The following is a 25,257-nucleotide window of genomic DNA, read 5'->3' as shown; positions in this document are numbered from 1 at the left end:
AACCTACCCGATGCAAGCCCAAGGATGCCGCTAAATTTGCAAAGAAAGATAAAGTAAATAGATGGACTACAGAGGAAGAGATAAAGACTTACTATCTAGGTGAATAAAAAGTCGGAGCGCAGTCGAGCAATCGCCTTACGAGGTAATCCCTGATGAGTAAAGCTGCACAAACTATTAATCGTCTTCCTTCGGATGATGGAGGAGTTCTACAACTTCCCTTTGTGGTTCTTCAAAATGTTACTTGGCAAACCTATCAGGCTCTCCTGTCCGATATGGGAGAACACCGCTCTGCTCGACTCTCCTACGATCGCGGCTCCCTAGAGATTAAGATGCCATCAAAATTACATGAACTGATTAATCGACTATTAGAACGCATTATCACAACATTGACAGAAGAACTAGGGATGAGTGTCCTGTCTCTCGGATCAACAACGTTTGACTATGAAGCCATGGAACAAGGAGTTGAGCCAGATTCTTGCTTCTATATCCAGAATGCTGATCGAGTGAATCCTGAAGATGACGCTCCTCCACAAGATTTTCCACCTGACTTAGTTGTTGAAGTAGATATCACCAGTTCATCGCGATCGCGCTTAAACATCTACAAAGTCATGGGTGCACCAGAAATCTGGCGCTATAACCGTCAGGGTTTGGCAATTTTGCAGTTGCGCCAGGGGACATATGTTGAGTGTGAATATAGCTCAACCTTCCCACTACTTTCAGTGGAGATCCTTGAAAAATTTCTGGAGCGCGGCAAACAATCCACGAATCACAACAGCCTAATCCATGAGCTACGTCTGTGGTTGCAAAATCAAAACAATACGCTGTAACCATAAGGATCGATGGCTTACTTTCCGAGTAGCGCGATCGCATAATCGATGAAGCGGACAGAGGAGAAATTTAGTGATGCCCCAGTTCATCTACCGCTGCTTATCTTGTTCGCCAATCATTCCAGTAGCTAGAGGGTCTTTTGATGAATCGTGTTCTTATTGTGATTACGCTAATTCTGTTTGGAGGACTGACTGCCGTTGCGGTTTGGACGGACGGAATTTTGGGAATCTTCTCATCGATTGTGAGTAGTTTTGGGTCTGCCCAGATTTTTGTGGACTTAGTTATTGCCCTTGTATTGGTCAGTGTTTGGATGTGGCAGGATGCCAAAGCCACCGGACGCAACGCTGTGCCGTGGATCGTGGCAACTATCCTGGTCGGTTCGTTCTCGCCGCTGTTGTATCTGCTCACCCGGAAATCTTCTGAGCAGGTGCCCAAAGATTCGTAACAAGAAGGGTGACGAGTAAATCGAGGGGAACGCCTTCTGGGTTAGAGGATTGGGACTCGGCGATCGCTAGCAGAATTTGCTGCGTGTCGGGCAGTAGGTTGAGGGGAATGGTGGATTGAGAACCGGAAGTAGAGCGATCGCGTTGGGGCAACATTCCTAATTTTTCGAGCTAGTTTTTCGAGTAGTTTGTCTTTGCCTAAAATCAAAAGTTGAGGTTTGAGTTTGAGTAGAACTATAGATACTTGATCAGCATCAATTCAAGCTGAACAATATCGAGCGGTTTACTGAGATAGTCGGTGGCACCCTGAGCCAAAAAGTTTTCGCGATCGCCCGCCATTGCCATAGCCGTCACAACAATCACGGGAAGATTGTGTAGATCTGATTCATTCCGAAGTTGTTTCAGTAAATCAAGTCCAGAAAGGGTTCGCGATAGCTGCACATCCATCAATATCAAGTCTGGGCTAAGGCATCGTACTTGCGCCAGAAAGTCTTCACCATTGCATATCGCGTCTACCTGATAGCCGATCGCTTTCAGGTAATCTTGCAGCAAGGTTGCACTCACTCCGTCATCTTCAACGAGCAAAATCCGTCCAGTTGGCTGTTGAAACTGAGCAGGAGGTGAATTGAGGATAAGAGGTTGCGATCGCACAGGAGACGCGATCGCCCCATCGGGCAACCATAACGTAAATTCACTCCCCTCTCCTACCACCGATGAAACAGTGATGTCGCCCCCGTGTAGCCGTGCTAATTTGCGCGTGAGTGCGAGTCCTAAACCAGTTCCAGCATATTGTCGGGTGAATTGGCTGTCGAGTTGGCTAAAAGGCTGGAATAAAAGATTGATTTTGTCGGCAGGAATGCCAATTCCGGTATCAGCAACAGTAAATGAAATTCCCTGCGGCTCTTTATGCACCCTTAGAGAAACCGTGCCAGCCGGAGTAAACTTAACCGCGTTAGACAGCAGATTGAGCAACATTTGCTTGAGTCGTCGCTCATCAGCAGTGCAAAATTGAGCGTCAGCATCTAACTGGCTGATTAATTGCAATCCTTGTAGGCTTGCTTGTTCTTGCACCATGGTTAGGCAATAGTGACAAAGATCATGCGCCGATAAAACCTTTAGTGTGAGACTTTCTCGCCCCGCTTCAACTTTTGCCAAATCCAAAATGTCGTTGATTAAGGTCAGTAAATGTTCGCCGCTACTGTGAATGTGATTGATATATTCAAGCTGCTTGGCGCTGAGGCTGCCAAAAATTTCTCGCTGCAACACTTGAGATAAACCTAAAATGGCATTAAGCGGAGTGCGGAGTTCGTGGCTCATGGTTGCCAAAAAATCAGTTTTAGCGCGATTTGCCGCTTCGGACACTCGTTTTTCTTGTTCTAATTCTTGAGTACGTTGCTGAACGAGTTGCTCCAGATACTCGTAGCTTTGGGCATTGTAGAGAGCGATCGCGGTTTGGTCGGCAATGCGTTGCAAAAACTGTACTTCCTCTAGGGTAAAGGTGCGATAGCAGGTTGTAGTGTTTAAACTAAGCGCCCCAAAAAGTTTATCGCGAATGAAAATTGGCGCGCATAATACCGATAGGGTGTGACCGTCGTCGATCTCAACTTGCCGCCCCGGCGTTGCCGGCAATTGAGCCATGTCGAAGACATAGAAAGCGCGACCTTGATTAAACTCTGAGTTGGGATCTGCTAAATCAGTCCAATCTGAAACAGCCGAGGTGTGCTGAAGCAGGGAAGAAATGGCTGGATTGGCAAGCCATTCATTGCGAACTCGAATTAGGTCGTTAATGGTGAACATCAACACCCGATCGACCTTGAAGCTTTCGCCTGTGCGATTAACAATTTCTTGCAAAATGTGATCGGGGTCTAGGCTAGAGTTGACCGCTTGCCCCAATTGGTTAAGCACTTGTTCTCGTTGGGCTTGGTGCTGCAACTGGCTAAAAAGTTGTGCCTGCTGAATGGCGATCGCCACTTGCACCGCTAGTTTTTGCACCAAATCGATTTCAAACGATTGCCACTGGCGGGTTGCCCGACAGTGATGCACTGCTAAAACCCCCCACAGTTTTTCACCCTGGCAAAGCGGAACAACCAGCTTGGCTTTTACCTGAATCTGCTGCATAAACGCTAGATACTCTGGGGGGCAATTGTGCTGAGTGATGTCGTTAACCACACAGGTTTGCCCCTGTTCATGCACAGCATTGGTATCTCGATACCAGATTTGGTGGGCGAGGTGCTGACTGCTCAGCATCCATTCGTCATCTACGGAAGCTGCAACTAAAACGCCATGATGGGCATCGAAGCGATAGACTAACACGCGATCGGTGTGCAAAAACTGTCGAATTTCATCCACAGTGCGATGCAAAATTTCTTCTAGATCTAAGGATTGGCGAATTCGCAGGGCGATCGCCCCTAACAAACGATCGCGATCGGCTTGCTGCCGCAATTGTTGCTCGGCGTGTTTGCGGTGGGTAATATCAGAAGCGGTTCCTTCGTAATAAAGAATTTCTCCGGTTGCCCCATAGACACAGTGGGCATTTTCTGAAATCCAAATAATGCTGCGACTCGTCAACTGATTCTGATGGAACTCACGGCGATAGACCTGGGACTCAAACCCAGAAACCGATCCGTGCTGCTGCATAATTTCTAGAAAGGTAGCCCGCCGATCCGGATCGACATAGAGTTGATGCTCAATTGTTTTTAGATCGGCAATCAATTCCTCTGGTGATGCATATCCATAAAGATTAGCAAGGGAATGATTCGCGCTGAGGTACTGCCCTTCCGGTGAAGTTTGGAAAATTCCTTCCGTGGCATTTTCAAAAATGCTGCGATACTTTGCTTGAGATTCCAAAATAGCCGCTTGATGGGCAAGGGCTGCTTGAATTTGCTTACGCTCAGTAATATCGACAGAAATGCCAACAAACCCAATCGGGCGATCGCGATCGTCTCGTAACACTGTATTTTTTCCCTCAGCCCAAAACTGAGAACCATCTTTGCGACACAGAATTAGCTCCCCCTCCCACAACTCTGACTTAAACACCTGACTGACCACTTGGCGGGCGATCGCTTGTCCCTTCGCCTGATTCTGCATGGGCTTGAGGACTTCCAGAATCTCTTTGCCTAAAACCTCCTCCGCCTGCCATTGGTAAAGCTTTTCAGCATAAAAATTCCAATGGGTAATGCACCCGTGTAAATCGGTCGCAATAATGGCATGGCAAACTTGATTGAGCAGAGAGGCTTGAAAGCGAAGCTGATCAAACTGTGCTTGCTGTTGCTGCTGAATTTTTTTTAAGTGGGCTTGAAGATGACAGTGTTCAGTCTCCGCAGACAAAAGTATCCGCTGCAATTCATCAAATGCAGCCTCATCGCGACAATATTGGCGCAGGTTAGGGATGTGGCTCAGCCCCAAATCATTGTCAGAGAAGTTTTCTATATTTTCACAGCTTTTCACAATGCAAAACTGATTCCATGCGGTATCAAACCCTAAAGCTTATTAAATAAATGCACTTAAAGCTACATTAATCCAATAGCCCGTAAAACGGTAGGAGATTGAATACAGTACTGACACCCGCTTGGCATTGGCGGAGTTCGTCTAGTTACCATAAACAGAACTTGCTAGTGAATACAGTGCTAGTGAATACAGGGTTAGGTAGCGCTGTGTCGAAACTTATCAAGACCATCGAGAATCAATTCGAGACCAAACTCAAAGTCATGCATACCGTCATAGCCACCCTCTATCACATGATGGGCAAGTTGATTGAAGTAGGGGTATTGGTCAGCGGGGATCTGTGAAAGGTAGTTCTCCGCTGCTACGGAATATTCCGTAGCCTCAATCGGAAAGTTGATCTCTTGAAGTGTAAATCCATAGATGTGGCTATCGATAGCATTCCACGCATGATCTGCCATCTCCACCGAAAAGCCTGCTTCGCGCAAACAGCCTAGGGTTGCATTGATATAGCGCAACATTGCTGAGCCGATGTTAAGCTGTGACATCAGCGCCATCGTCGCCCACGGATGACGCAATAACACTTCATGAGCCGCGATCGCCCGCCGCCGCATTGCGGTCTTCCAATCAGTTTCAAGGCTAGGCAACTCAATCTCGCTAATCACTAGATCGACAATGCCACATAGCACATCATCTTTATTGACTACGTGGTGATAAAGCGACATTGCTTTGACTCCCAGATCTTCAGCCAGCTTCCGCATGGACAATGACTCAATACCACCCTCGTCAGCTATGCGGAGAGCCGCGCGCAGCAATCGTTCCCGACTCAACGGGACAGGAGGAGGTATATCAGGGGTGCTCGTTTTAGCCATTTAACCGATCTCGCTATTGATCCTTAAAGTACAAAGAAAGTCATTCATGGGGATTAAGTTGCTTTTCATCTTGACAAACTTACGCCGTAAGTTAGACTTACAGTGTAAGTCCATAGGCTGAAAACTGTCTACTTTTGAGTCAATGTTCCAATTGGAGAGAAGGGTATGAAAACATCGAATATCCCCGCTGCTATTCAAGGAGATAGCAACAAGAGCGACAAAATGAGAGCGATTGTCCAGACCGAATACGGTTCGCCCGATGTGCTAAGGCTGGAGGAAATTGACAAGCCCGTTGTATCAGACAATGGCGTACTGGTTCGGGTTTATGCCACGTCGGTCAATGCGGGTGACTGGCATCTCATGCGAGGATCTCCATTCCTCAGCCGCCTCATGTTTGGGGGGCTACTTAAGCCAAAAATCAAGACCCTCGGCTTTGATGTCGCAGGACGGGTTGAAGCCATTGGTAAAAATGTCACGCAGTTTAAGCCCGGTGATGAGGTCTTTGGAGATTTGTCGGAGTGTGGTTTTGGGGCGTTTGCTGAATACGTTTGTGCAGCCGAAACGGCATTGGTGCTGAAACCGATCGCCACAACCTTTGAAGATGCCGCAACGGTTCCTGGAGCCGCCCTTACCGCTTTGCAGGCACTCCGGGATGTGGGTCAAATTCAGTCAGGGCAGCGGGTGTTGATCAACGGTGCGTCTGGCGGCGTGGGGTCGTTTGCCGTACAAATTGCCAAGGCATTTGGCGCTGAGGTAATCGCTGTATGCAGCACGAAAAAAATGGACAAGGTGCGATCGCTCGGTGCAGATCATGTGTTTGACTATACTCAAGCAGACATTACCCAAAATGGGCAGCGTTATGACCTGATGCTGGATGCGGCAGCCTACCGTTCCGTGTTCGACTATTTGCCATCCTTGACCACCCAGGGAACCTACGTCATGGTGGGCGGATCGATCCCCCGATTATTCCAAGTCATGATTTTCGGCTCGTGGATTTCGAGAATCAGTCGCCGCCGAGTGAAATGCCTAGTTGTAAAACCCAATCAAAAAGATCTCGTGACCTTGAGCAAGCTAATGGTAGCAGGTAAGATTGCCCCCTTGATTGACCAGCACTACACGTTGAGTGAAGTCCCTGAAGCAATCCGTCACCTTGAACAGAGGCAAGTGGTGGGGAAAGTCGCCATTCGGGTTTAATATGCCATATCCTCCTTATTCTTGAAGAAGTCTACTGCGAGCCGAAACGGAGACAATCGTACCCTGCTTATTCAGGTTCTACGTAAAATGAAATCAGTATCTAATCTGCAGATTGTGAGGTAAGCCCAAAATGGTACAAGCACCATTGAAAGCAGTGACATTGGTGGATTTTCTTCAGTTACCCGAAACAAAACCCGCCAGTGAATATATGGATGGTCAAATTATCCAGAAACCGATGCCTCAAGGGAAACATAGTGCTATTCAAGCAGAACTTGTACCCGCGATCAATGGTGTCGTTAAGCCTCAGCGTATTGCTCGTGCGTTTCCTGAGTTGCGCTGCACATACCCTGCGGGAAGCCGCAGTAGCGTCTATGGCGATCGCTCCATTGTTCCTGACATCGCAGTATTTGCGTGGAGCCGGATTCCTTGCGATGAAAATGGAGAAGTTGCCAATACCTTTTCTGTTGCGCCAGATTGGACGATTGAAATTTTGTCTCCGGCTCAAAGTCAAACAAAAGTCACGAAAAACATTCTTCATTGCCTGAAGCACGGCACTCAAATAGGTTGGCTGATCGATCCAGACGAGAAAACCGTGTTTGTCTATCGTCCAAAACAAGAAACGGAAGTGTTTGATCAGCCAGATGAGGTTCTGCCTACACCAACCTTTGCAGAGTTCCAGCTTACTTCAAAGGATTTATTTGCTTGGTTGTTGGGATGATTTCCAGTCCTTAAACCGCAGCAAAGCGAATTTTGAGGTAGTCTTCTTCCATTTTGGCACCAGAGGGCTGAAGCGCTGCCAAGGCTTGAGGCAGAACCAGGTTGCGGCGATGGTTGCCAATGCGAATATTCAGTTCATCGCCCGTTTTGCTTAGTTCAACTTGGCGCTTTTCAATGCCGGGTAGATAAACCTCCAGACTATATTCCTGCTGCTCTTGCACAATCCGCATGGTGGTTTCTTTGTAGTAGATCTGCGCCGGATCTTCGCCATCGGGATAGAGCGTTTCCTTGAGGCGATCGAGGGCTTCTAACCCACACATTTCCTCAGAATAAAGCGGCACTTCTTTAATCGGTAGGGGTGCAAAATTATCGTGGATTTCTTGGCGATACTGTTGTTGATTTTCCTTCCAATGAGCAAAGAACGGATCACTGACTTCCTCGGGAATGATTCGGTTTGCCACGACCATATCGGTTGCCACGTTATACAAACTTAAGTAGGCATGGGCGCGCAACGATTCCTTAATCACCATTTTTTCTGGATTCATGATTAGCCGCACTGATGTTTGCGTCGGATCGGTGAGGATTTTTTCGAGTGATTCGATTTGTTCATAAAATTCGTAGGGCGCATCCATCACTTCTTTGTTGGGTAGGGAAAAGCCAGCGATCGGGCGAAAAAACGGCTCTACCAAGGGTCGCAATGCCACAGAAATTCCCTGAAACGGTTTGTAGAAGCGGCGCATATACCAACCGCCCACTTCCGGCAAACTCAACAGACGTAATGCAGTTCCCGTAGGTGCCGAGTCAATAATCAGCACGTCATATTCGCCTTCGTCATAGTGGCGCTTCATTCGCACCAAGCCAAAAATTTCATCCATGCCGGGAAGAATCGCCAACTCTTCAGCCTGCACACCGTCTAAACCCTGTGCCTGCAAAACCTGGGTAATGTAGCGTTTCACCGCCCCCCAGTTGCCTTCTAGCTCTTTTAGGGCATCTAGTTCCGCGCCCCATAGATTGGGACGCACCAAGCGGGGATCGTGTCCCAGTTCCAAGTCGAAACTGTCCGCCAGGGAATGCGCCGGATCAGTACTGAGAACAAGGGTTCTATGACCCATTTCGGCACACCGTAACCCGGTCGCAGCCGCAACGGAGGTTTTGCCAACGCCACCTTTGCCTGTCATTAGAATTACGCGCATGACTGCCAGACCTTTCCTGAGAATTTGTTTACATTCTTTTACTTTAGCACCGCAGCTTGAGGGTAAACGGTTTGAGCAGGTCAATTCCAGCCAAATTGAGGATTTCTAGGGGGTTGCAAAACCAAGACTCCAGCGATTAAACTGATTAAATACAAAATCTCTATCGACAAACCGTTGTTTTGATAGAGGCTACTCGGTCATCAAAAGCAGGTTGTCTTATGTCAATGGGTATTGTGGAAGATCAACGCTTGACTCAGCAGTTAATTCGAGTCCGAATCCCGAAAGATCATCACCAAGATCCGGTGATCTCTCGCTTGGTGTCGCAGTTTCACTTAACGGTTAACATCACGGCGGCGGTATTGGGCGGTAATGCAAGGGGGGATGGCTGGTTTGCGTTGGAGTTACGGGGAACTCATGTCAATATTCAAGGTGCACTGACGTATCTGCGGGAACTGGATTTGGAGATTTGGGATGAAGCGGAAACGGATGGATGGTAGGGCGGAGTTCGGAGTTCGGGGTTCGGAGTTCGGGACTAGGGGAGGTGTTGTTTGATGACGTTGAGTTTTGAGCAGTGCCAATGGTCGATGTGGGAGATGATGAGTCCTTGCTGGTTCACAGTTAGGTCGCTCCAGCCGCTGATGGAAATGTCGGGGTTCCAGGGCAGGGGGGTGTTCCAAGTGAGGGTCCAGTCGGTGCGGATGCGATCGCCGTTTTGCTGAATATCATGGACACGCATGGCGCAGTTGCGAAACCAGGTTTCGATGAAGTGAATCATTGCCTGGTAGCGTTTGACTCCGCGAAATTCGGTCATGGGGTCTTTAAAAAAAACATCTTCGGCGTAGAGGCTATAGGTTTGGTTGTGGGGAAACTGTTGATAGTCTGCTTTTAGGGCTTCAAGAATGTTCATAGGGCGATCGCGCTAGGAGGTTATTGCAAAGTCTGCATACTGCCTCATTTTAGGCTCGTGAAATGCCAACACACTGTCTTCTTTGGGAATCCCTGCACGCACTAGATCCGTTGCAATGTTCTCTGCTGTCTCAACCGTCCTCGCTCCAGAACTTGGTAATGTTCTAGACGGGTGGAGGTAAGAGAGAATATGTTGGCGTAGCCTGCCGGAGGCATTACGCCATCTTGAACCCGTGTTTCATAGCGTTGGTAAAGCCAATACTCAAACCATTGAGCGCAAACATCTGACCTTACGCGCCAGAATGAAGCGACTGGCTCACAAAACCATTTGCTTTTCCAAATCAACCTGGTTGCATGATGTGGTCATCGGACTCTTTATCAACCGGTATGAGTTTGGATTACCTATCTAGCTTTCGATCCACAGGTCTACAACACTACCCCCTATTCACTGCTCGGTAAATAAAGCTGTAGTTTTACGCGAAAGTCAGCAAAAAAACCGACTAAGCATTTAAGAGGATGGCGTTACCTCAGCGATCGCGGTATGGCTCAAATCGGTCGGCTTGGCACTGGGGATCGTCTGGGCGATCGCGCCCTGCTGCTGTTGATAAGCCTCCAATGCTTGGTTGATCATGCCCATGCGCCGATTTTGATCATGTCGAATGCTGGCTTCTTTTCCTAGGTCGTCGTAAGCCCTAAGACCGGGCGCATCCCAATCTCCTTTACCCGCATCCCAAAATGCCCAAACTCGCGCATCCAAAATTGCCTCATCTCCAGACAAACCTTTCTTTTTGGCTTCGGCTAATCGCTCCACATAGCCCCCGTCTTCCGTCACCGCGAGGGGAGCTTGATTGATTAAATCAATGCCGTTGATTTCCTCAGCCAGGGTGAGGGGAGTGATGCCTTTTTCGGCGGCTTTGGGCAGCAGTACTGAGTCATGAATTCGCTGAATTTTTGCCAGTTGGCGGCGATCGGCTTCATCCGCCGTCAAGTTTTCTTCGTTGCCAAACTGATAGGAAAAAGTGCCCCGGTTCCAAACGCCATTCCCCGGATCGCGGTGCCCTTCATATAAGCTCGTTTCTCCCCCATCGGCAGTGCGGGTTCCCTCTGCGGCTCCCACCGTTCGGGCAACCAGCGATTCTGACCCACCCTGAAATAGTTTGTCTGCGCTGGGACTCGCAGCGGTTTTAGCAGCCCCTTGAGAATTGGGTGGAGTCGTTTCAGAGGGAGCCGTTTCGACAATTTCTGTGGGCGAAGAGTTTTCTATTTGAAGAGTTTCGGGCGACTTTTTCCCGGCGGCGACTGGGTTTGCAGCGGGGGGATTAAAATTGAGCGCCCCAGAGGATTCAGCCCCGGTGACTGCCACTTCTGTCACTGCCACAGTTTGCGATTCTGCTGGTAACTCTGCTACAGGCATTGTGCTGGAAACTTCTATGGGCGGGGTGCTTGCCTCGGCTGTAATGGCATCTCTCGGCACTTGCGCGACGATAACCGGATTTTGGTCAAGGGATAGCTCTTGAGATTGCGTTTCAGCGGCGATCGCGCCCTGCGACCCTGCGATCGCCGCCACCCACGACAGAGCAAGAGAGAATAGGTTCTTTTCCAGGGATTTGTTTTTCATCATTTCGTTAAGATTCGCTCGATCATCGGTTTGCTGGATTCAACGATCGCCCAAGTGCCATCGGGCTGTTTTCGCAGGGTCGCAAAATGCAGAACGTTTCCGGTTCCTAGCGCATCGCCCTGATTGCAGCTACCAAGTCTTGGGTTAGAAATGCCGCACAGTCGAAACAAATAAGCAGGCACACTGGAGCTAGAAAAAATCAGGCATTGGCGCTGATCCTGTTGAGTTTGCCCATCAAATGGCGCATAAACAGATTTACCGTTTAGCTCAATGGAAATATCGCCGAGTCCAGCCATAACCAGATATCCGGCGATTTTGTCGCCTGGTTGTAACTGCCACTGTTGATAGAGCTTCAAGTTAATCGTTTCGGTTGGATCAGATGGGCGATCGCAGGCACCTAACATCAAAAGCGCTAGCAGTAATCCTGCCTGGAGTACGAACCCAATGTGCGATCGCGCAATGACAAAATTAGTGACGAAAACTGAAGGAATATCCGGCATATTCATCTCCCTCATACAAGACAATCAACCATGTTTTAGGATCAAAAGCCAAGGGATACGCTTCTCGCTCTGCCGTGATGCCTGCGCGGGGTTGAATCGTTGAAAGACGGCAATAGGGCAACTGCATTACTTGACGAATCGCCTGTTTATTAGCGCGTTCTGGAACACTCAACACCTGAGTTAGCTGTTCGCGAGACAGCACCGCCGTTTCGCGAATCACTTGCTGACAAACATCTTTGGCAGCAGCCATTTTGGGTAAAAGTCCTTGTGGGTCTATCCACACCCCCAACGCCGCGAGAATAGAACCGCCAGCCAGCATATATTTCACCCCACTACGATCACGGCGATCCATCGTTTTTGTCTCCATCTATTGGGCACACTCGATTTAGTTAGACATCAATTAAGTATAAATGTACTATATTTTGATCAAATCACAATCCGTAGGAGCGTTGGTATCATTTGCAACCTGCTCAAGCTGTGGGTTTTGAGCAAGTTGCGTCTTAAACTGACGGAGATTCACATTGCAGAACCCGATCGCGATCGCTAAAAATCAGAAGTGTTATTTTCAGGAAAGGGCGATCGCTCTGTTCACTTCCTCACTCGAATCTGCTTTATGGCTCAACCCGAACGCCAATCTTGGGATGCGGGGCGATTCCTGCAAACCCTCTCTTTTTTCGAGTCCATTCCTGTCGTTAGTTGGTTTCAGCATATGGTTTTTGGCTCTACTCCACCGCCGCCACCCCAACCTCAAGCAGGGCTGATTTTTGATTTCAGCCAGCCGTCATCTACGCTAAACCAAGTTTGGGGAGCACTGGATGATGTGGTTATGGGCGGGGTTAGCGCCAGTTCGTTTCAGATGCAATCCGACGCAGCCCTATTTACAGGGAACGTTTCCACGGAAAATTCCGGCGGATTTGCCTCCGTTCGCACCCGCAATTTTGACCCGCCGCTGAACTTAACCGGACACTCTGGCATTGAGCTACGGCTGAAGGGCGACGGGCAACGCTATAAGTTTTTGGTGCGGGATGAAGATTCTTGGGACAGCCTCGCCTACACCTACTCCTTTGACACGGTGCCGAATCAATGGATCGAGGTGCGGATTCCATTTAACCTAATGACTCCCGTGTTTCGGGCGAAAACGGTTGCCAATGCGAAAGCGTTGAACACCGCACGCATTCGATCGCTCCAGTTAATGCTGAGCAAGTTTGAATATAACGGGGCGCTGAACCCAAATTTTCAGCCCGGTGAGTTTCAATTGTTGGTTAGGGCGATCGCGGTTTATTAAGGTTCTTCAAATCTGCAACCGTTATCCCCGCAAAAAGGCAACGCTGACATACCCCGCCAACACCACCAGTTGCAACGCCATTGTTGGCAGTCCGTAATACAAAAACCGCTGAAACGAAATCGGCTTGCCGTGCTGCTCGGAGATTCCGGCGGCGACAATGTTAGAAGAGGCACCAACTAGGGTACCGTTGCCGCCCAGGGTTGCCCCAAACATCATGGCGTAGAACAGGGGCAAGACTTCGGCTGGCAACTGACCCTCGAAACCAGGAGCCAAAATTTCCTTGCCCACAAATCCGGCGTTGACAATATACTCCTTGAGCAGAGGCACCATCGCCACCACTAGAGGAATATTGGGCACCACACTAGACAGCAAGCCGACGGTAAACAGGAGGACAATAGACCCCAGCGCCACGTTTTTGCCGAGCAGAAAGGCTAGGGTGCTTGAGGCGCTGCTAACCACGCCTGTTTTCTGTAAGCCGCCAATCAAAACAAAAATACTCATAAAAAACAGCAGCGTACTCCAATCCACATCCCGCAAAATATTATTGATGGAGTCAATTTTGCTCTGGTGGGCAAGCATGAGACACAGCACCGCACCCAACAGCGCTACCGTTGCTGGAGAGACGGGCACAGGCAGCGTTTCTCCCACTACAAAGAAAATCAGCACCAGCAGTACGATAAACGACCCGACTAGCAGCATTCGGGGGTGGTTGATTTCGGGACGAGGCAGGTTATCCAAGCTGTCAAGTTCGGTACGCCAGATTTTTTTGAACAAAAACGGCAGGGTTGCGATGACAACTAACACTGCGATCGCGCCCCCCAAACTCAGCTTTTGCAAATAATCCATAAAGCTCATATTGATAGACGTGCCAACAATGAAGGTTGCCGGATCGCCCACTAGGGTCAGCAGTCCTGCACTATTTGCCACAAACACCATCAAAATCAGCAGCGGCACAAAATCAACCCCAATTTCTGCGGCAAGGGGCGGGATTAAGGGTGCCAGCAACATGACCGTCGTGGCATTCGGCAGCACCGCGCAAATGGGCGTAGTAATTGCCACAATACCCAACAGCAATCGACTGCCTTTTCCTTTTGCCAGCAGCACCATTTGGGTGGCTAGATACTCAAACACTTTGGTGGGCTGAAAAGCGCGAACCATGACCATCACCCCAAAAAAGAGCACGATCGTGGAGTGGCTTTTGGCGATATACGCGATCGCCTCATCCAACGTCAAAATATTTAAAAATACCAGCAGCAATGCCCCCAACATCGCCGCGATAGTGAGATGCAGCCACTCGGTCATCACGAGTCCAATCACACAGCCAAAAATCATTAAGGCTGCGATCGCTTGCCAGCTTTCCATAACGCTTCCCCTGTTTACAGCAAATAGTTAAACGATGAATCAACCCCGCTCACTTCCCTGAGCGATCGCAACAAATCGCCGCCAAATAATTAGCAACATTTAGGCACCTCAGTATCACGAGCGGGTACAAAAACTGAGCAGTACGGGCAAGAGACACCGGCAAGCCAAACCATTTTGTAAAAATGCTGACTCTTCAGTCCTCTCTCAATGCTGACGGAGTTAGCTGACGGGCTAGGGCTGAGAGATGCCCCCTTAGAAAAGTTCTAAGCTTGAGTGATGAACTGGATAGACATTCCTATCCATCTCAATTCAAAACTCATCATTCAAAACTCAAAACCTTTTATCAGTTCGCCCCAAAAAGTGGTTCCTCCGCTTTGCTTTGGCAATCACACCAATCGACAAAAGCAAATTAAGCTGGCTTCAGTTGTTGGAGAAAATTTAACACACTCTCCTAATCATTTGCCGTTGCACACAGCATTAATCTCAATATTTTTTTGTAGACCTTAGAGAGCAATGATTTTGATTGGCACTTCAAAAGGACTCAAGGGCGTTCTATGTAATATGGCAATGCTCAAATAACTGAGGTACGGTTTGTCCTTGCGAACAAAGGGCTTAAACCCCTTGTCTGTAACTCACCAGAGCAAGAAACGCTATAGATGTTGTGTGGATCAATCAGAAGTGATCCCTGGAAACTGTTAATGCTGCGATCGGCAGAAAGCTTTTGTTTGGGATCGTTTCCTATCCCTGCAAAATTTAATTTTGTAGAATGAGTCAACCTAGCAAGACTAGCCTACACTGCTAACGGCGCAAGATCTGAGCAGGCGAAAGTTAAGGACGCGTAGGGGAAAGTTGTGGGAAAGATTGCGCTGCTAGTGGGGGTGAGTGTGTGTGACCTGGGGTTGCCTCCCTTACGAAAAGCCCGTACCAACGTGGAAGTGCTGAAACGAGCGTTGCAAAGCACAGCCTCTGGGTTTGTGGTGCAAACACTGAATGATCCCAGTTTGCTCGACATGATGGAAGCGATCGAGCAATTGTTTCGTCATTGCGAGGAAGCCGATCAAGTTTTATTCTTTTTCTCTGGCTATGGCATCAAAGATGTAGACGGGCAACTTTACTTTGCGGCTCCGCATACGGCGCTAGACGATCGCGGCAATCTGATTCGCGCCCGCACCATGCCCATCCGGTTTTTGCATAATGTTATGGATACCAGCCCCGCTCGGCGACAAGTGGTCATGTTTGACTGCTGCTTTAGACAAACGGGTGGCTCTCCCACAGAAGGCGAAACTCTGATGGAAGATACCTATAACCACTTGATTGGCGATCGCCGCGTGATTTTGTCTGCCACCACCGCCACTCAGCATTTACCCGAACCCGATAGCCTAGATGCTTGGAGCTACACGCGCTATTGGGCAGAAGGAGCCGTCACAGGAGCGGCAGACACCGACTGCGACGGTAGCCTCACGGTTAAAGAACTCCATTACTATGCTCAGCGCAAACTTCAGATTGCCGCCCCCGATCAGCATCCCCAGTTTTATGGCTCAGAAGACACCGCAAATCAACTGGTCTTACAGGTTCCCAGCCAAATTCCCACCGTAAAATACCGCCAGTTTTTAGAAAAAATGGCTCAAACGAGCGAAATCGACACCACCGAGTTTCGGATTTTATCGGGGCGTAATACCCTTAACACGTTCCGCCAACATTTGGGATTGTCGCCTCAGGATGGAGCCAAGATTGAAGAGGATGTGTTGCGTCCCTTTCAAGAGCGGCAACAGCGGGTACAGTTGTATCAAGAACTTCTTTCTAAGCTGACAGAGAGGGCAGAATGACTCCTAAAGAAAGAGAAGAGGTTTATCAAAAACTCAGGCAGTGGCAAAAAGCGCTGAGCTTAACCGATAGTAATACGGGGTTAATCAGCGCAGAGCCATCTGCAACTCGCCTGCAACCCAAGCCTCGCCAAAATGACCTAAAATTCTATGAACAGTTGCTAGAGCGCATGATGGCAGACGCGATCGCCCGTCAGTCTGGGTTGCGAGAGAGCGATCGCCATGAACTTCAAGCCCTCAAGCAAGTGCTGAATCTGCCCAACGAGGATGTGGCGGAAATTGAACACCGCTTGACGAATCAATCCGCTGCAACCGTTTTGCCCAGCGATTTGTCAAAGAGTAGTGCCGCTCCAACCAGTTCACCGTCAAGCTTCCATCCTTCTACTGCCATCCCATCTACAGAAATTCCATCTACAGAAATCCCTGCTGCCCAAATTCCCTCCGCACAAATCCCGTCTACAGAAATCCCTGCTGCCCAAATTTCCTCTGTCCAAATCCCCTCGGCAGAGATTCCTGCTGCGGAAACTACGGTTCCATCTCCGGGCGAGGTTAACCCTTCAGCCAATTTAACAGGGGTGAAAGGGCAAGTAGTCAAGCGCAAGGCAGATATAGAAGGCTTCAGCGGAGCAGCCAATTCTACTCCGGCTGACCCATCGGCATCGCCAAAAAGTGTTAGCCAGCCAGTAACTGAGATGTCTCCTAGGGCTGCGATCGCGGCTGATCAGACCACAGCTTCCCCTGCCAAATCTTCCGTCAACTCTGCCCAAGATGCGAATGCAGAAAAGATTGCTCCAAAGAGCGATCGCCGTCCGCTGTTTATTACATTAGGATTTCTTTTGTCTTTGTTGGGGCTTATCGGCGGCATTTGGCTAGCACTTCGTTCCAACTCAGGCGGCGGTACGACTTCGGCTAATCCACAACTAGCTCGGCAGTTTGTTGAGTCGGGCACCCAAAAAAATCAGCAGGGACAGTATGCCGCCGCGATTAAGGATTTTGATCAAGCAATTCAGTTTAACGCGCAAGATGCAACTGCCTTCCTCAATCGCGGTTTTGCTCAGCATCGAGTGGGTAATCTGAATGCGGCAGTGGATGACTATACTAAAGCGCTGGCTATCAATAACCAATTGGCGGAAGCGTTCAGTAACCGCAGTCATGCCCGATTTGACCAAAGACAACAGGACGCGGCGCTGAAGGATGCGGCTCAGGCGATCGCGCTTCAACCCAAACTAGCGGTTGCCCATTTGAATTTGGGCAATGCCTTATTTGCTCAGGGAAATTTGGATGGTGCCTTCCAAAAGTTTAGTCAGACGCTTCAACTCAATCCATCCAATCTGATCGCAGCCAGGGCACACAACAACCAGGGCAACGTTTTCGCGGGTCAGAAAAAATTGGATGAAGCGATCGCGGCTTATAGCCAAGCGATTCAACTAGATGCCACTTATGCGGATGCTTTGTTTAATCGGGCATTCGCTTTTGAGCAGAAGGGAAATCGGCAAGCGGCGATCGATGACCTGAGAGCGGCTGCCAACCTGTATAAAGCTGCGGGTAACACTGGGATGACTGATACCGTCAACCGCCGAATTGAACAATTGCAAAAAAGCCCTGCTCCTACGCCTGCTCCTGCTCCTACGCCCAATACTCAAGCTATTTAGCGATCGCTGTGTAGATGCGCTCCATCCTTCCGATTCCGCCACCCTATCCAAAAAAGTCCGAAACCCTCTCCGTTTGCACCGAGAAGGTTTCGAGCCGATGTTTTGGAGAGCAAGGGAGAGATCTACCCTTACTTCCCATCCTTAGTCGTTGAGCTTCATCAAGTTGTTCCGGAAAACAATCGAAATAGCAGAAAAACTTAGCAAGCCCGATGTGCAACTAAAGTCAGTCCATTCTGCGAGAAGCAAGCTATGTCCCCCAACCTCTCCTCTCAAATTTGGGAGAAAGGGAGCCGATTTCAAAGTCCCTCCCCCAGCTTGGGAGAAGGATTTAGGGTGAGGGCAAATGATTCGCGCAGGAGGTCTGATCCCTCTCTAAACCTGTGGATGTGTTCCTATGTCAAATGTGGTTTCCCCGGCAGCAAGTCCCTATCCTGAACTCAATCAGCCTCTCAATGGACGCTACCAAATCAATGAAATCTTAGCGGCTCGTCTTTGGGCACGCACCTACCTTGCCCAAGATTTACGCCGTCCAAGCTACTCAGAATGCATCATTCACCGCTTCAAACCAATCCCAGAAATCCCGAATTATGCTGAGTTAGTCCGCAGCCTATTTGCTCAAGAGGTGGCACTGTTGCAAGAGTTTGGCACCCATCCACAAATTCCTCAGTTGCTTGATTGTTTTGAAGATGATGAAGGGTTTTACATGGTGCAGGAGTTTGTAGAGGGGCGATCGCTGAGTCAAGAATTGATCCCCGCTGAGCCTTGGAGTGATGCCCAAGTCTTAACCTTACTGCGAGAGGTGCTAGAACCCTTGGCATTTATTCATGAGCGCGGTAGTTTGCACGGAAACATCAAACCAGACAACCTGCTGCGCGGTCAAGCAGGTCAGTTAGTTCTGATTGACTTTGGCAGTATGCCGCAGATTCAGCAAGAGTGCCTGATGGCATATGGTCTAGAGGAGAAGCCAACACAGGGTTCGGAGCAAGGGTATCGACCTTTAGAACAACTTCAAGGATTGCCTTGTGCAGCCAGCGATATGTATGCGATCGGAATGATTGCGGCTCAAGCGCTAACGGGCAAACATCCTACTCAGTTTCAAATCGATCCGGAGTCTGGGGAAGTGCTGTGGCTGCCTCACTATGAAGAGGCGATTGAGGGTCGCAATCGCGGACTGATTGGCGTTGTCAACCATATGGTGCGGTGGGATCTATCGCGACGGTTTGGCTCGGCTGGGGAAGCACTTCAGGCGTTGCAAAGGATATGTCCTGAAAATGAACCGCGATTCGCGAAGGAATCGTTTTACGAATCGCTTACAGAAAGCCATCTAGTTGGCACTCCAATTGTGGTGACCGTCTCAGCTATAGAAATCAACGACTCAACGGGAACTGGAACAAACAGTGAATCTGTCGCCAATACCCAGATGAATCAGCCCTTCGTTCTAACGCGATGGTTGATTCGCGCGATCGCCCATCCTTCGGTGCGAATTGGAGTGGGGGGAACTGCCCTAACCGCGATCGCGGCTGCCATTAGCTGGAGTTTATTAAACTCAGTGGATTGGTCGCAGCCCAACCCAATTTGGGGAAAGTTCAGCAAAAAACTGCAAAAATCTCCCCGTTCGGTGCAAGCGGGGCTAGCAACGCCTGAGCGCGTGCAAACTGGTGCCGGAGCTTGGCTGCAAGATTGGACGCAAGCAAACAAAACCCTTCAGCAAGCTGAACAAGCTTTGAATCGGGGAAATTGGTCGGAAGCACGGCAAATCACGCAATCGATGTCTACCCATATCCCGTACTGGAAAAATCGAGGGACTGCACTAGAAAAGCAAGCGATCGCCAAAGCAGAAGTTGAGTCTAAAAATCTGCTGCAAACTGCCTACGATCGCGCTCAAGACCACGACTTTACGATGGCATTAACCACGCTGAAGCAAATTGTGCCCGAAACCACTGCGGGGGCGTTCGCCCAAACCAAAGTTGATGAATATACGGCGAAACAAGCCATCAAAGCCCAAGCAGACCTGCAAAAAGCCTACGATCGCGCCATTCTGCGAGATTTCACCCAAGCATTGATTTATTTGGGGCAAATTCCTCAAGGCACTCCTGTTCATGCGATCGCCCAGAAAAAAGTCGTGGAATATTCTCGTAAAGCCCAAATTCGCGCTCGGTTAATGCTCAAAGCGGCGGCTGATTATGCTCAACAGCAAAACTTTATCGCCGCACTGACCACGCTCGACAAAATCCCCAGCAGTTCACTAGTAGACGAAGTGATTGAGCAAAAACTAACTGAATATACGGCAAAGCTCAATCAACAAGCCGCCAAATGGGTGCAACAAGCCAATGCTGAAGTGGCGAGTGGACGGAAAGCAAGCGCGATCGCGCTTCTGCAAAAAGTCCCGATTGGCACTCCTGCCTACGCTTCAGCCCGTGAACAACTCGCCGCGATCGCTTCAGCCCCAGCATCCGCACCGCCCAACTTCAAGCCTGTAGTGCCTACTAGAGCCATCCAAGATTTGAATCCCGGCACCTATTTACGAGAAATCGCACCCAAGATAGCGCTGCGGTAAAATGAGATCTGCTGATTTCAATTTAATTTCCTTGCACTTGGCGACCGTTATTTGTTAAGTTAATCAAGCGTTAAATTGTGCGCCCTCGCCGGGATAGCTCAGTTGGTAGAGCAGAGGACTGAAAATCCTCGTGTCACCGGTTCAAGTCCGGTTCCTGGCATTCAATAAAATCAAGCAAAAAGCCCTGAGTCCAAACGATTCGGGGCTTTTTAATTTTCTGAGCTTCAAAACATCCGTTCTGTTTTTGGGTATTGTTAGGTCAGTTTGGGGGACGAATTGGGGGAAAATTGGGGGAAAATTGCTTGCAGTACATTTATACTTAAGTTGATGCGTTTGTACTGCTGAGTGTTTTCCTGATGTATTCCAAAGATAAGCAAACCAAGAGTAGCAAAGGAGCTGTTCAGTTCAAAACCACAAAAGGTCGCCTACAAATCGTTTTTTCCTACCCAGTTGAGGAAAATGGCGAGATTAAGCGGAAACGTTTCTATATCTCCACAGGCTACGATGACTCGCCCCTGAATCGGCAACGGGTAGGCGACACCGTAAGAGTGATTCAGCGGGATATTGACTACGGAGAACTTGACCTGAGTCTGAGAAAGTACAAGCCCACTGCTTCCCTGACAACTGTTTCATCAATTCCCCCAATTTCCCCAAATTCAATCACTAAAGTGCAACCTTCTCTGGCTGAGTTGTGGGAGAAGTATTCACAGTTCAAAAAGCCTCAAGTCAGCCCAAGCACCTACGTCAAAGACTTTACAAAACACCGCAACCATATCAGCAGACTTCCGAGTAGGGAACTTGAAGATGCTGCCCTGATCCGGGATCACTTGCTAGCAAATCTGACTCCTGATGCTGCCAAACGGTGCTTAACTCAACTGAAAGCTTGCTGTAGCTGGGCATTGGAAGATGGACTGATTGAATCTAATCCTTTCCTGACCATGAAGGTTAGAGTTCCAAAAGGATTATCTGAGGATGAAGATGTCAATCCATTTACAAAGGAAGAGCGAGACCTGATTATTAGCACCTTCGCCAGCGATCGCTACTACAAGCACTACACAAATTACGTCAGGTTTCTCTTTTTTACGGGCGCTAGACCGTCGGAGGTAATTGCATTGCGATGGAAGCACGCTGGGGACGGTGTGATCAAATTTAGACAGTCAGTTGTTGTGTCTGAGCGAGGATTAGTCTTAAAGGAAGGCTTGAAAACCCAGAGAAAGCGAGATTTCCCCATCACGGCTGAAGTTCAAGCAATCCTGAAGGATCTGAACCCTGAGTCTTCTGACTTGGAAGGATTTTTATTTCGTAGCCCTAGAGGAAAATTTATTGATCAACACAATTTCTCCAGTCGGGCATGGCAATCGATTTTAGATAAATGTAACGTTCCTTATCGCAAGAGCTACCAGTGTAGACACACCTTCATCAGCCTCTGTGTTGAGGCGCACATTAATAGCACGGCGATCGGTCGGTGGACTGGCACCAGTGCCAAGATGATTGATAAACATTATGGAGCGACAAATTTCACGAATCTAAGACCGCCCGACCTTACGTAAGGCAGGAGAGCCATAAGTACTACCAGTTCTGTAGAGCTAATCTTAATTTGTGTATGCCTGACAGCTTTCAACTTGACCCTCTTTTTCTTCGTGACCTGTACCAAAACAAACCTGAGCGTTCAAGCTGGTCAACTACGTTTGGGGCAACCTGTGCTGAAGCTGCCGCTGTTTGTCTTGAAGAACAGGGACATCGCGATCGCGTTAGTCTTCAAGTTGACGGAATCCAGCAGGGGGAGATTGAAGTTTTGTGGGACGCGACAGATGAAACCATTCGTCGATTCAATGCTGACGAAGAAGTGGCAACCGAGTACGGAGCTTATGCCATCGCCGCACTACTCATGCCATACCTGACTGGACTTACTGTAATGGAGCGTTCCGTGAGAGGTAAAGGGTTCGGCTTTGATTTTTGGCTTGGTTCCGCGAATGACGCTAATGCTCTGTTTCAACGCAAAGCCCGACTTGAAGTTTCAGGCATTCGTAAAGGAACTGAAAGTACGATTCAATCAAGAGTTAAGATGAAGCTAAAGCAAATTGCTCCCTCGGATACTGTAGCCCCCGGCTATGTCGCCGTTGTCGAGTTTGGTACTCCCAGATCTCGCGTTGTTCAAACATGCAGAACGTAGAAACCCTTCATCAAGAAGCAATGGAATTAGTAGACCGGGCTGTTTTAGCTCGGCAACAGGGTAATGCTGCTCAAGTTGCCAAGTTTGCTAGAGCCGCTTTTCAGAAAGAACGTGAGGCAGCCGATGCGGTGGCTAACCACCTTGACCTGGAGCCAACTCGTTCTGTTTTGCATCGCAGTGCTGCTGTCCTGGCATTAGAGTGCACCGAACTACGAGAAGCAGAACGTCTGATTGGACGGGCACTTGCTGGCAATCCACCGGATGACATTGCTAACGAACTACGCGACCTTCTGATTGAGGAGATTTATTCCCATCGTCAGGCGATCGCTTGACAGCATCACCTTCTCTAGTTCTTCTCCACCTAATAAGCAACGGCTCAACTGTCACAGTTCCCGATCTTGGTCTTCATTCCGTTGATACTCCGTCACCTGCATTTGGCTGTAAGCGATCGCAAACCGCTCCATCAAATGCTCATACCGTTCTGATTCAAACGTAGACTCAACCACTCCTTCTCGGTTAATGGCAACCACTTCCCCAGAAGTATCTTTTGGTAGAACTAGGAGTTGATCGCCTTCAACCTGGAAATCATAATCGTGTTCACCCTCAAGTTCTTGTTCTCCAGTGCGATCGAAGTAATTCCATAGCTGTTCAATCACGACAGCAGCTTGAGAACTCAAGCCTGGGTTTTGCTCCCCCTGTATCGCTTCAGTTTCAACTGAATTATAAATTTCTGGCAAATCGCTCAATGCCTGATCAAGCTCTCCCTCATATTCATATAGAAAACCCTCTTGATCAGGCAAGCTGAAATAAATTGTTTCTCCCGAAGTTTCTGACATCTCTTGCTGAAGTAGCAGGGTGTACGAACCCTCTTCTACTCGAATGAATTTATTCATCTCTTCTTGCATATTTTTTATCCCTATGAAATTAGGACCATTATTTCTATTGATTTCGAGTAGCGAACAAGAAGTAGTCCAATTAGCTTTTCTTGCGTGTGGATTTCTTCTGATTACTGAGCAGGCTGTCCTGGTAAAACTCGATCGCTCTCATGTGAGCAGACGGGTCATGGCGATTGTGAAACCAGTCTTGAATCAACTCCAGATTGTAGCGAACACAACGACTGTTAATGCGTACCCAGTGAATTCCCTCAATCCACTCACCTTGCAGTCGATACCTTTTTAAGGTCTCGCCACTAAGACTGAGAGATTTTTTAGCTTGCTGTTTGTCAACAAATTGAACCATTTTTTATTCTCAAATATGAGGAAACCAAGTAAACAAATTCAATGGCTTAGCTAATCTCTTTGGACTCTGAACCCCACCAATACACATTTCTGTCTTCTATTTGATACCGATAGACCTCGGCACCATCAAACAAAATTGAGATATTTTGCGGAACTTCTAACCCCAGTTTTTGAATGATTTCCTCCAAGGCTTTTGTAAGCTCTTTAACGGAATCAGATTGTGCTTTGATTTTCTTAGTATTTTGTTGTGTAGTAGCGTTCATAGCCAATTCCTTATCTCAAATATTTGATGTATTTTTATTGGATAAATGGGAGGTTCTGAACCCTAATTCTTTGGGTAATACGTGTTGCCGTCGAAACAATACGTCGTAGATACTAATTGGGGGTCAAAACGGCTCTGACTCAATTGATTAAACTTGAGGCAAGGCAAGCCATTTTGTAGCTCCGTCATGACCTCAATTTTGATCGTTCCAAGTGGTAAAAATTGGCTCAAATAGCCACTTGTAACCTGCCGATAGTGGTTTTGCCTCTGCTTCTGTTGAATGTATCCAGCAAAAAAACAGCCTATTCTGCCACAAAGTGATAGATGTTCCCCAGAGCGAATAGTTAGACTGGTATCAATCAAGTAGAAGGGAGCCATTTGTCCTTTCTGCTGCACTTTGAGAAACTGGCTTTTAGTAATGTCTGGAACTTGTTCACCTTGTTGCACATCCTTTTGAAATTGCTGTATTAATGCTGCGGGAGCTTCACTAATCGGTCGCCAGTCATTGCCACTGGCATTTTCACCATTGCTTATGAACCAGAATCCACTGCACACCAGCAGAACGATCGCAAAAATGAAGAACTTAAGTAATTTGCTCATAACCTGGAATTTGCTCGAATAACTTTCACATTGAGAGGAAGTGGCAGCCCAACTTGCTGGTAAGCCCATACCTCCTCCTCTGCCATCTCGATGATCTGCCCATACTGTTTCTGAGTCCGCCTAAGCTCATAACGAAATGCTTGCAGTCCGCCAGCTTTTTGGATAGCTCTTTGTAATCGTCCCAACGTAAGCTGACGCGCGACAGATAGTGGCATTGCTAGATGGAAATAATCGTTAGGATCACCCATTGGGTTACTGTAAATACCCTCGCAAGTCTTGCCGTGCAATTTCACAACATACGGAAAGGGCATAATTCCCTGAGCGTGAGTAACTTCATACAGACGGTACTCGCTACCTTGATAGAGTGTTCTGGCGGCTAGCTTGAAAGCGAATTCCTGCCTGAGATTATTCACTTTAGGAAAGTCTATTGGAATGCACTCTATTGGAATTTGAGGCGGTGTTGCGATCGCCCTTGGACTCACAACTGGCAATAGATTAAGCAGGGTAGGTAACACGATCGCAGCTAAACTACTGCCCAGTACCCAAACCCAACGGCGCTTTCGTCCTCTGAACCCTTTCATGCTTTTACTTCC

27 protein-coding genes, 1 tRNA gene, 1 pseudogene and 1 riboswitch are annotated in these 25,257 nt (G+C 48.4%); of the genes and pseudogenes, 14 read left to right on the top strand and 15 right to left on the bottom strand.

The features are described from left to right. Positions 1 to 152: 152 nt before the first annotated feature. Entirely contained in the window at positions 153 to 827 is a 675-nt protein-coding gene (locus AC1S5B_RS06870; RefSeq protein ID WP_482034937.1) for a Uma2 family endonuclease, read from the top strand. Positions 828 to 970: 143 nt separating this feature from the next. Then, a complete protein-coding gene (locus tag AC1S5B_RS06865; RefSeq protein ID WP_482034936.1) occupies positions 971 to 1,273 on the top strand; it encodes a hypothetical protein in 303 nt (100 codons plus the stop codon). Here AC1S5B_RS06865 and AC1S5B_RS06860 read toward each other — a convergent pair. The 3 genes from AC1S5B_RS06860 to AC1S5B_RS06850 all read right to left on the bottom strand — a co-directional run bounded on the left by AC1S5B_RS06860 (position 1,233) and on the right by AC1S5B_RS06850 (position 5,584). Then, positions 1,233 to 1,427, bottom strand: a complete 195-nt coding sequence (locus AC1S5B_RS06860; protein ID WP_482034935.1) for a hypothetical protein — start codon at positions 1,425 to 1,427, stop codon at positions 1,233 to 1,235. The genes AC1S5B_RS06865 and AC1S5B_RS06860 overlap by 41 nt on opposite strands. Before the next feature lie 78 nt (positions 1,428 to 1,505). Beyond that, complete coding sequence (locus tag AC1S5B_RS06855; RefSeq protein ID WP_482034934.1) at positions 1,506 to 4,718, bottom strand: GAF domain-containing protein; 3,213 nt, start codon at positions 4,716 to 4,718, stop codon at positions 1,506 to 1,508. A gap of 194 nt (positions 4,719 to 4,912) precedes the next feature. Next, positions 4,913 to 5,584, bottom strand: a complete 672-nt coding sequence (locus AC1S5B_RS06850; protein WP_482034933.1) for a TetR/AcrR family transcriptional regulator — start codon at positions 5,582 to 5,584, stop codon at positions 4,913 to 4,915. A 165-nt stretch (positions 5,585 to 5,749) separates the two neighbouring features. Here AC1S5B_RS06850 and AC1S5B_RS06845 point away from each other — a divergent pair, with 165 nt between their 5' ends. Both AC1S5B_RS06845 and AC1S5B_RS06840 read left to right on the top strand, forming a co-directional pair. Beyond that, entirely contained in the window at positions 5,750 to 6,778 is a 1,029-nt protein-coding gene (locus tag AC1S5B_RS06845) for an NAD(P)-dependent alcohol dehydrogenase (protein ID WP_482034932.1), read from the top strand. Positions 6,779 to 6,908: 130 nt separating this feature from the next. Then, positions 6,909 to 7,496 carry a Uma2 family endonuclease gene (locus tag AC1S5B_RS06840; protein WP_482034931.1) on the top strand — a complete coding sequence of 196 codons (588 nt, stop codon included), beginning with the start codon at positions 6,909 to 6,911 and terminating at the stop codon, positions 7,494 to 7,496. A 10-nt stretch (positions 7,497 to 7,506) separates the two neighbouring features. Here AC1S5B_RS06840 and AC1S5B_RS06835 read toward each other — a convergent pair whose 3' ends face one another. Continuing rightward, positions 7,507 to 8,688: a TRC40/GET3/ArsA family transport-energizing ATPase gene (locus tag AC1S5B_RS06835; RefSeq protein WP_482034930.1), complete on the bottom strand. Its 1,182-nt coding sequence runs from the start codon at positions 8,686 to 8,688 to the stop codon at positions 7,507 to 7,509. Positions 8,689 to 8,906: 218 nt separating this feature from the next. Here AC1S5B_RS06835 and AC1S5B_RS06830 point away from each other — a divergent pair, with 218 nt between their 5' ends. After that, positions 8,907 to 9,185, top strand: a complete 279-nt coding sequence (locus tag AC1S5B_RS06830; protein WP_482034929.1) for an NIL domain-containing protein — start codon at positions 8,907 to 8,909, stop codon at positions 9,183 to 9,185. A 35-nt stretch (positions 9,186 to 9,220) separates the two neighbouring features. Here AC1S5B_RS06830 and AC1S5B_RS06825 read toward each other — a convergent pair whose 3' ends face one another. Beyond that, positions 9,221 to 9,595, bottom strand: a complete 375-nt coding sequence (locus AC1S5B_RS06825; RefSeq protein ID WP_482034928.1) for a C6orf136 family protein — start codon at positions 9,593 to 9,595, stop codon at positions 9,221 to 9,223. Between the two features lie 12 nt (positions 9,596 to 9,607). Continuing rightward, complete coding sequence (locus AC1S5B_RS06820) at positions 9,608 to 9,784, bottom strand: element excision factor XisI family protein (protein WP_482036603.1); 177 nt, start codon at positions 9,782 to 9,784, stop codon at positions 9,608 to 9,610. Positions 9,785 to 9,812: 28 nt separating this feature from the next. Between AC1S5B_RS06820 and AC1S5B_RS06815 the strand changes: the two are divergent. Further along, positions 9,813 to 10,004: pseudogene (locus AC1S5B_RS06815) on the top strand (IS1 family transposase); the annotation flags it as partial. A 98-nt stretch (positions 10,005 to 10,102) separates the two neighbouring features. Here AC1S5B_RS06815 and AC1S5B_RS06810 read toward each other — a convergent pair. Genes AC1S5B_RS06810 through AC1S5B_RS06800 form a run of 3 tightly spaced genes read right to left on the bottom strand, consistent with a single transcriptional unit; the run spans position 10,103 to position 12,064 of the window. After that, complete coding sequence (locus AC1S5B_RS06810; protein ID WP_482034927.1) at positions 10,103 to 11,215, bottom strand: hypothetical protein; 1,113 nt, start codon at positions 11,213 to 11,215, stop codon at positions 10,103 to 10,105. After that, entirely contained in the window at positions 11,212 to 11,712 is a 501-nt protein-coding gene (locus AC1S5B_RS06805; RefSeq protein WP_482034926.1) for a hypothetical protein, read from the bottom strand. The genes AC1S5B_RS06810 and AC1S5B_RS06805 overlap by 4 nt, the downstream gene beginning before the upstream one ends. Further along, entirely contained in the window at positions 11,681 to 12,064 is a 384-nt protein-coding gene (locus AC1S5B_RS06800) for a hypothetical protein (protein WP_482034925.1), read from the bottom strand. The genes AC1S5B_RS06805 and AC1S5B_RS06800 overlap by 32 nt, the downstream gene beginning before the upstream one ends. A 261-nt stretch (positions 12,065 to 12,325) precedes the next feature. Between AC1S5B_RS06800 and AC1S5B_RS06795 the strand changes: the two genes are divergently transcribed. Further along, positions 12,326 to 12,997: a CIA30 family protein gene (locus AC1S5B_RS06795; RefSeq protein WP_482034924.1), complete on the top strand. Its 672-nt coding sequence runs from the start codon at positions 12,326 to 12,328 to the stop codon at positions 12,995 to 12,997. Between the two features lie 21 nt (positions 12,998 to 13,018). Here the strand turns inward: AC1S5B_RS06795 and AC1S5B_RS06790 are convergent, their stop codons facing one another. Then, positions 13,019 to 14,359 carry an ArsB/NhaD family transporter gene (locus tag AC1S5B_RS06790; RefSeq protein WP_482034923.1) on the bottom strand — a complete coding sequence of 447 codons (1,341 nt, stop codon included), beginning with the start codon at positions 14,357 to 14,359 and terminating at the stop codon, positions 13,019 to 13,021. Between the two features lie 194 nt (positions 14,360 to 14,553). Beyond that, positions 14,554 to 14,785, bottom strand: a riboswitch (cyclic di-AMP (ydaO/yuaA leader). A gap of 425 nt (positions 14,786 to 15,210) precedes the next feature. On the opposite strand from AC1S5B_RS06790, the gene AC1S5B_RS06785 reads away from it, so the two are divergent. The 7 genes from AC1S5B_RS06785 to AC1S5B_RS06755 all read left to right on the top strand — a co-directional run bounded on the left by AC1S5B_RS06785 (position 15,211) and on the right by AC1S5B_RS06755 (position 22,896). Continuing rightward, entirely contained in the window at positions 15,211 to 16,185 is a 975-nt protein-coding gene (locus tag AC1S5B_RS06785; RefSeq protein WP_482034922.1) for a caspase family protein, read from the top strand. Beyond that, positions 16,182 to 17,834, top strand: a complete 1,653-nt coding sequence (locus AC1S5B_RS06780) for a tetratricopeptide repeat protein (RefSeq protein ID WP_482034921.1) — start codon at positions 16,182 to 16,184, stop codon at positions 17,832 to 17,834. Before AC1S5B_RS06785 ends, AC1S5B_RS06780 begins: the two co-directional genes overlap by 4 nt. Before the next feature lie 394 nt (positions 17,835 to 18,228). Next, positions 18,229 to 20,391, top strand: coding sequence for a protein kinase domain-containing protein (locus tag AC1S5B_RS06775; RefSeq protein WP_482034920.1), 2,163 nt, complete (start codon positions 18,229 to 18,231; stop codon positions 20,389 to 20,391). A gap of 87 nt (positions 20,392 to 20,478) precedes the next feature. Next, positions 20,479 to 20,551 (top strand) — tRNA-Phe (locus tag AC1S5B_RS06770). Between the two features lie 196 nt (positions 20,552 to 20,747). Next, on the top strand, positions 20,748 to 21,941 hold the full coding sequence (locus AC1S5B_RS06765) for a site-specific integrase (protein ID WP_482034919.1): 1,194 nt from the start codon (positions 20,748 to 20,750) through the stop codon (positions 21,939 to 21,941). Positions 21,942 to 21,994: 53 nt separating this feature from the next. Next, entirely contained in the window at positions 21,995 to 22,564 is a 570-nt protein-coding gene (locus AC1S5B_RS06760) for a hypothetical protein (protein WP_482034918.1), read from the top strand. Next, complete coding sequence (locus AC1S5B_RS06755; RefSeq protein ID WP_482034917.1) at positions 22,552 to 22,896, top strand: hypothetical protein; 345 nt, start codon at positions 22,552 to 22,554, stop codon at positions 22,894 to 22,896. The genes AC1S5B_RS06760 and AC1S5B_RS06755 overlap by 13 nt, the downstream gene beginning before the upstream one ends. A 51-nt stretch (positions 22,897 to 22,947) precedes the next feature. Here the strand turns inward: AC1S5B_RS06755 and AC1S5B_RS06750 are convergent, their stop codons facing one another. The 5 genes from AC1S5B_RS06750 to AC1S5B_RS06730 all read right to left on the bottom strand — a co-directional run bounded on the left by AC1S5B_RS06750 (position 22,948) and on the right by AC1S5B_RS06730 (position 25,245). Continuing rightward, positions 22,948 to 23,457: a hypothetical protein gene (locus AC1S5B_RS06750; protein WP_482034916.1), complete on the bottom strand. Its 510-nt coding sequence runs from the start codon at positions 23,455 to 23,457 to the stop codon at positions 22,948 to 22,950. 82 nt (positions 23,458 to 23,539) lie between these two features. Continuing rightward, positions 23,540 to 23,803: a hypothetical protein gene (locus tag AC1S5B_RS06745; protein ID WP_482034915.1), complete on the bottom strand. Its 264-nt coding sequence runs from the start codon at positions 23,801 to 23,803 to the stop codon at positions 23,540 to 23,542. 46 nt (positions 23,804 to 23,849) lie between these two features. Further along, positions 23,850 to 24,065, bottom strand: a complete 216-nt coding sequence (locus tag AC1S5B_RS06740) for a hypothetical protein (protein WP_482034914.1) — start codon at positions 24,063 to 24,065, stop codon at positions 23,850 to 23,852. 62 nt (positions 24,066 to 24,127) lie between these two features. Then, the gene (locus AC1S5B_RS06735) at positions 24,128 to 24,664 is read right to left on the bottom strand and encodes a hypothetical protein (protein WP_482034913.1); all 537 of its coding nucleotides are present in this window, start codon (positions 24,662 to 24,664) and stop codon (positions 24,128 to 24,130) included. Then, positions 24,661 to 25,245: a hypothetical protein gene (locus AC1S5B_RS06730; protein ID WP_482034912.1), complete on the bottom strand. Its 585-nt coding sequence runs from the start codon at positions 25,243 to 25,245 to the stop codon at positions 24,661 to 24,663. The genes AC1S5B_RS06735 and AC1S5B_RS06730 overlap by 4 nt, the downstream gene beginning before the upstream one ends. Positions 25,246 to 25,257: the final 12 nt, after the last annotated feature.

The sequence above is a fragment of the Leptolyngbya sp. CALU 1928 genome (genome assembly GCF_056784215.1).
This window is presented reverse-complemented; position numbering and strand designations above follow the sequence as displayed.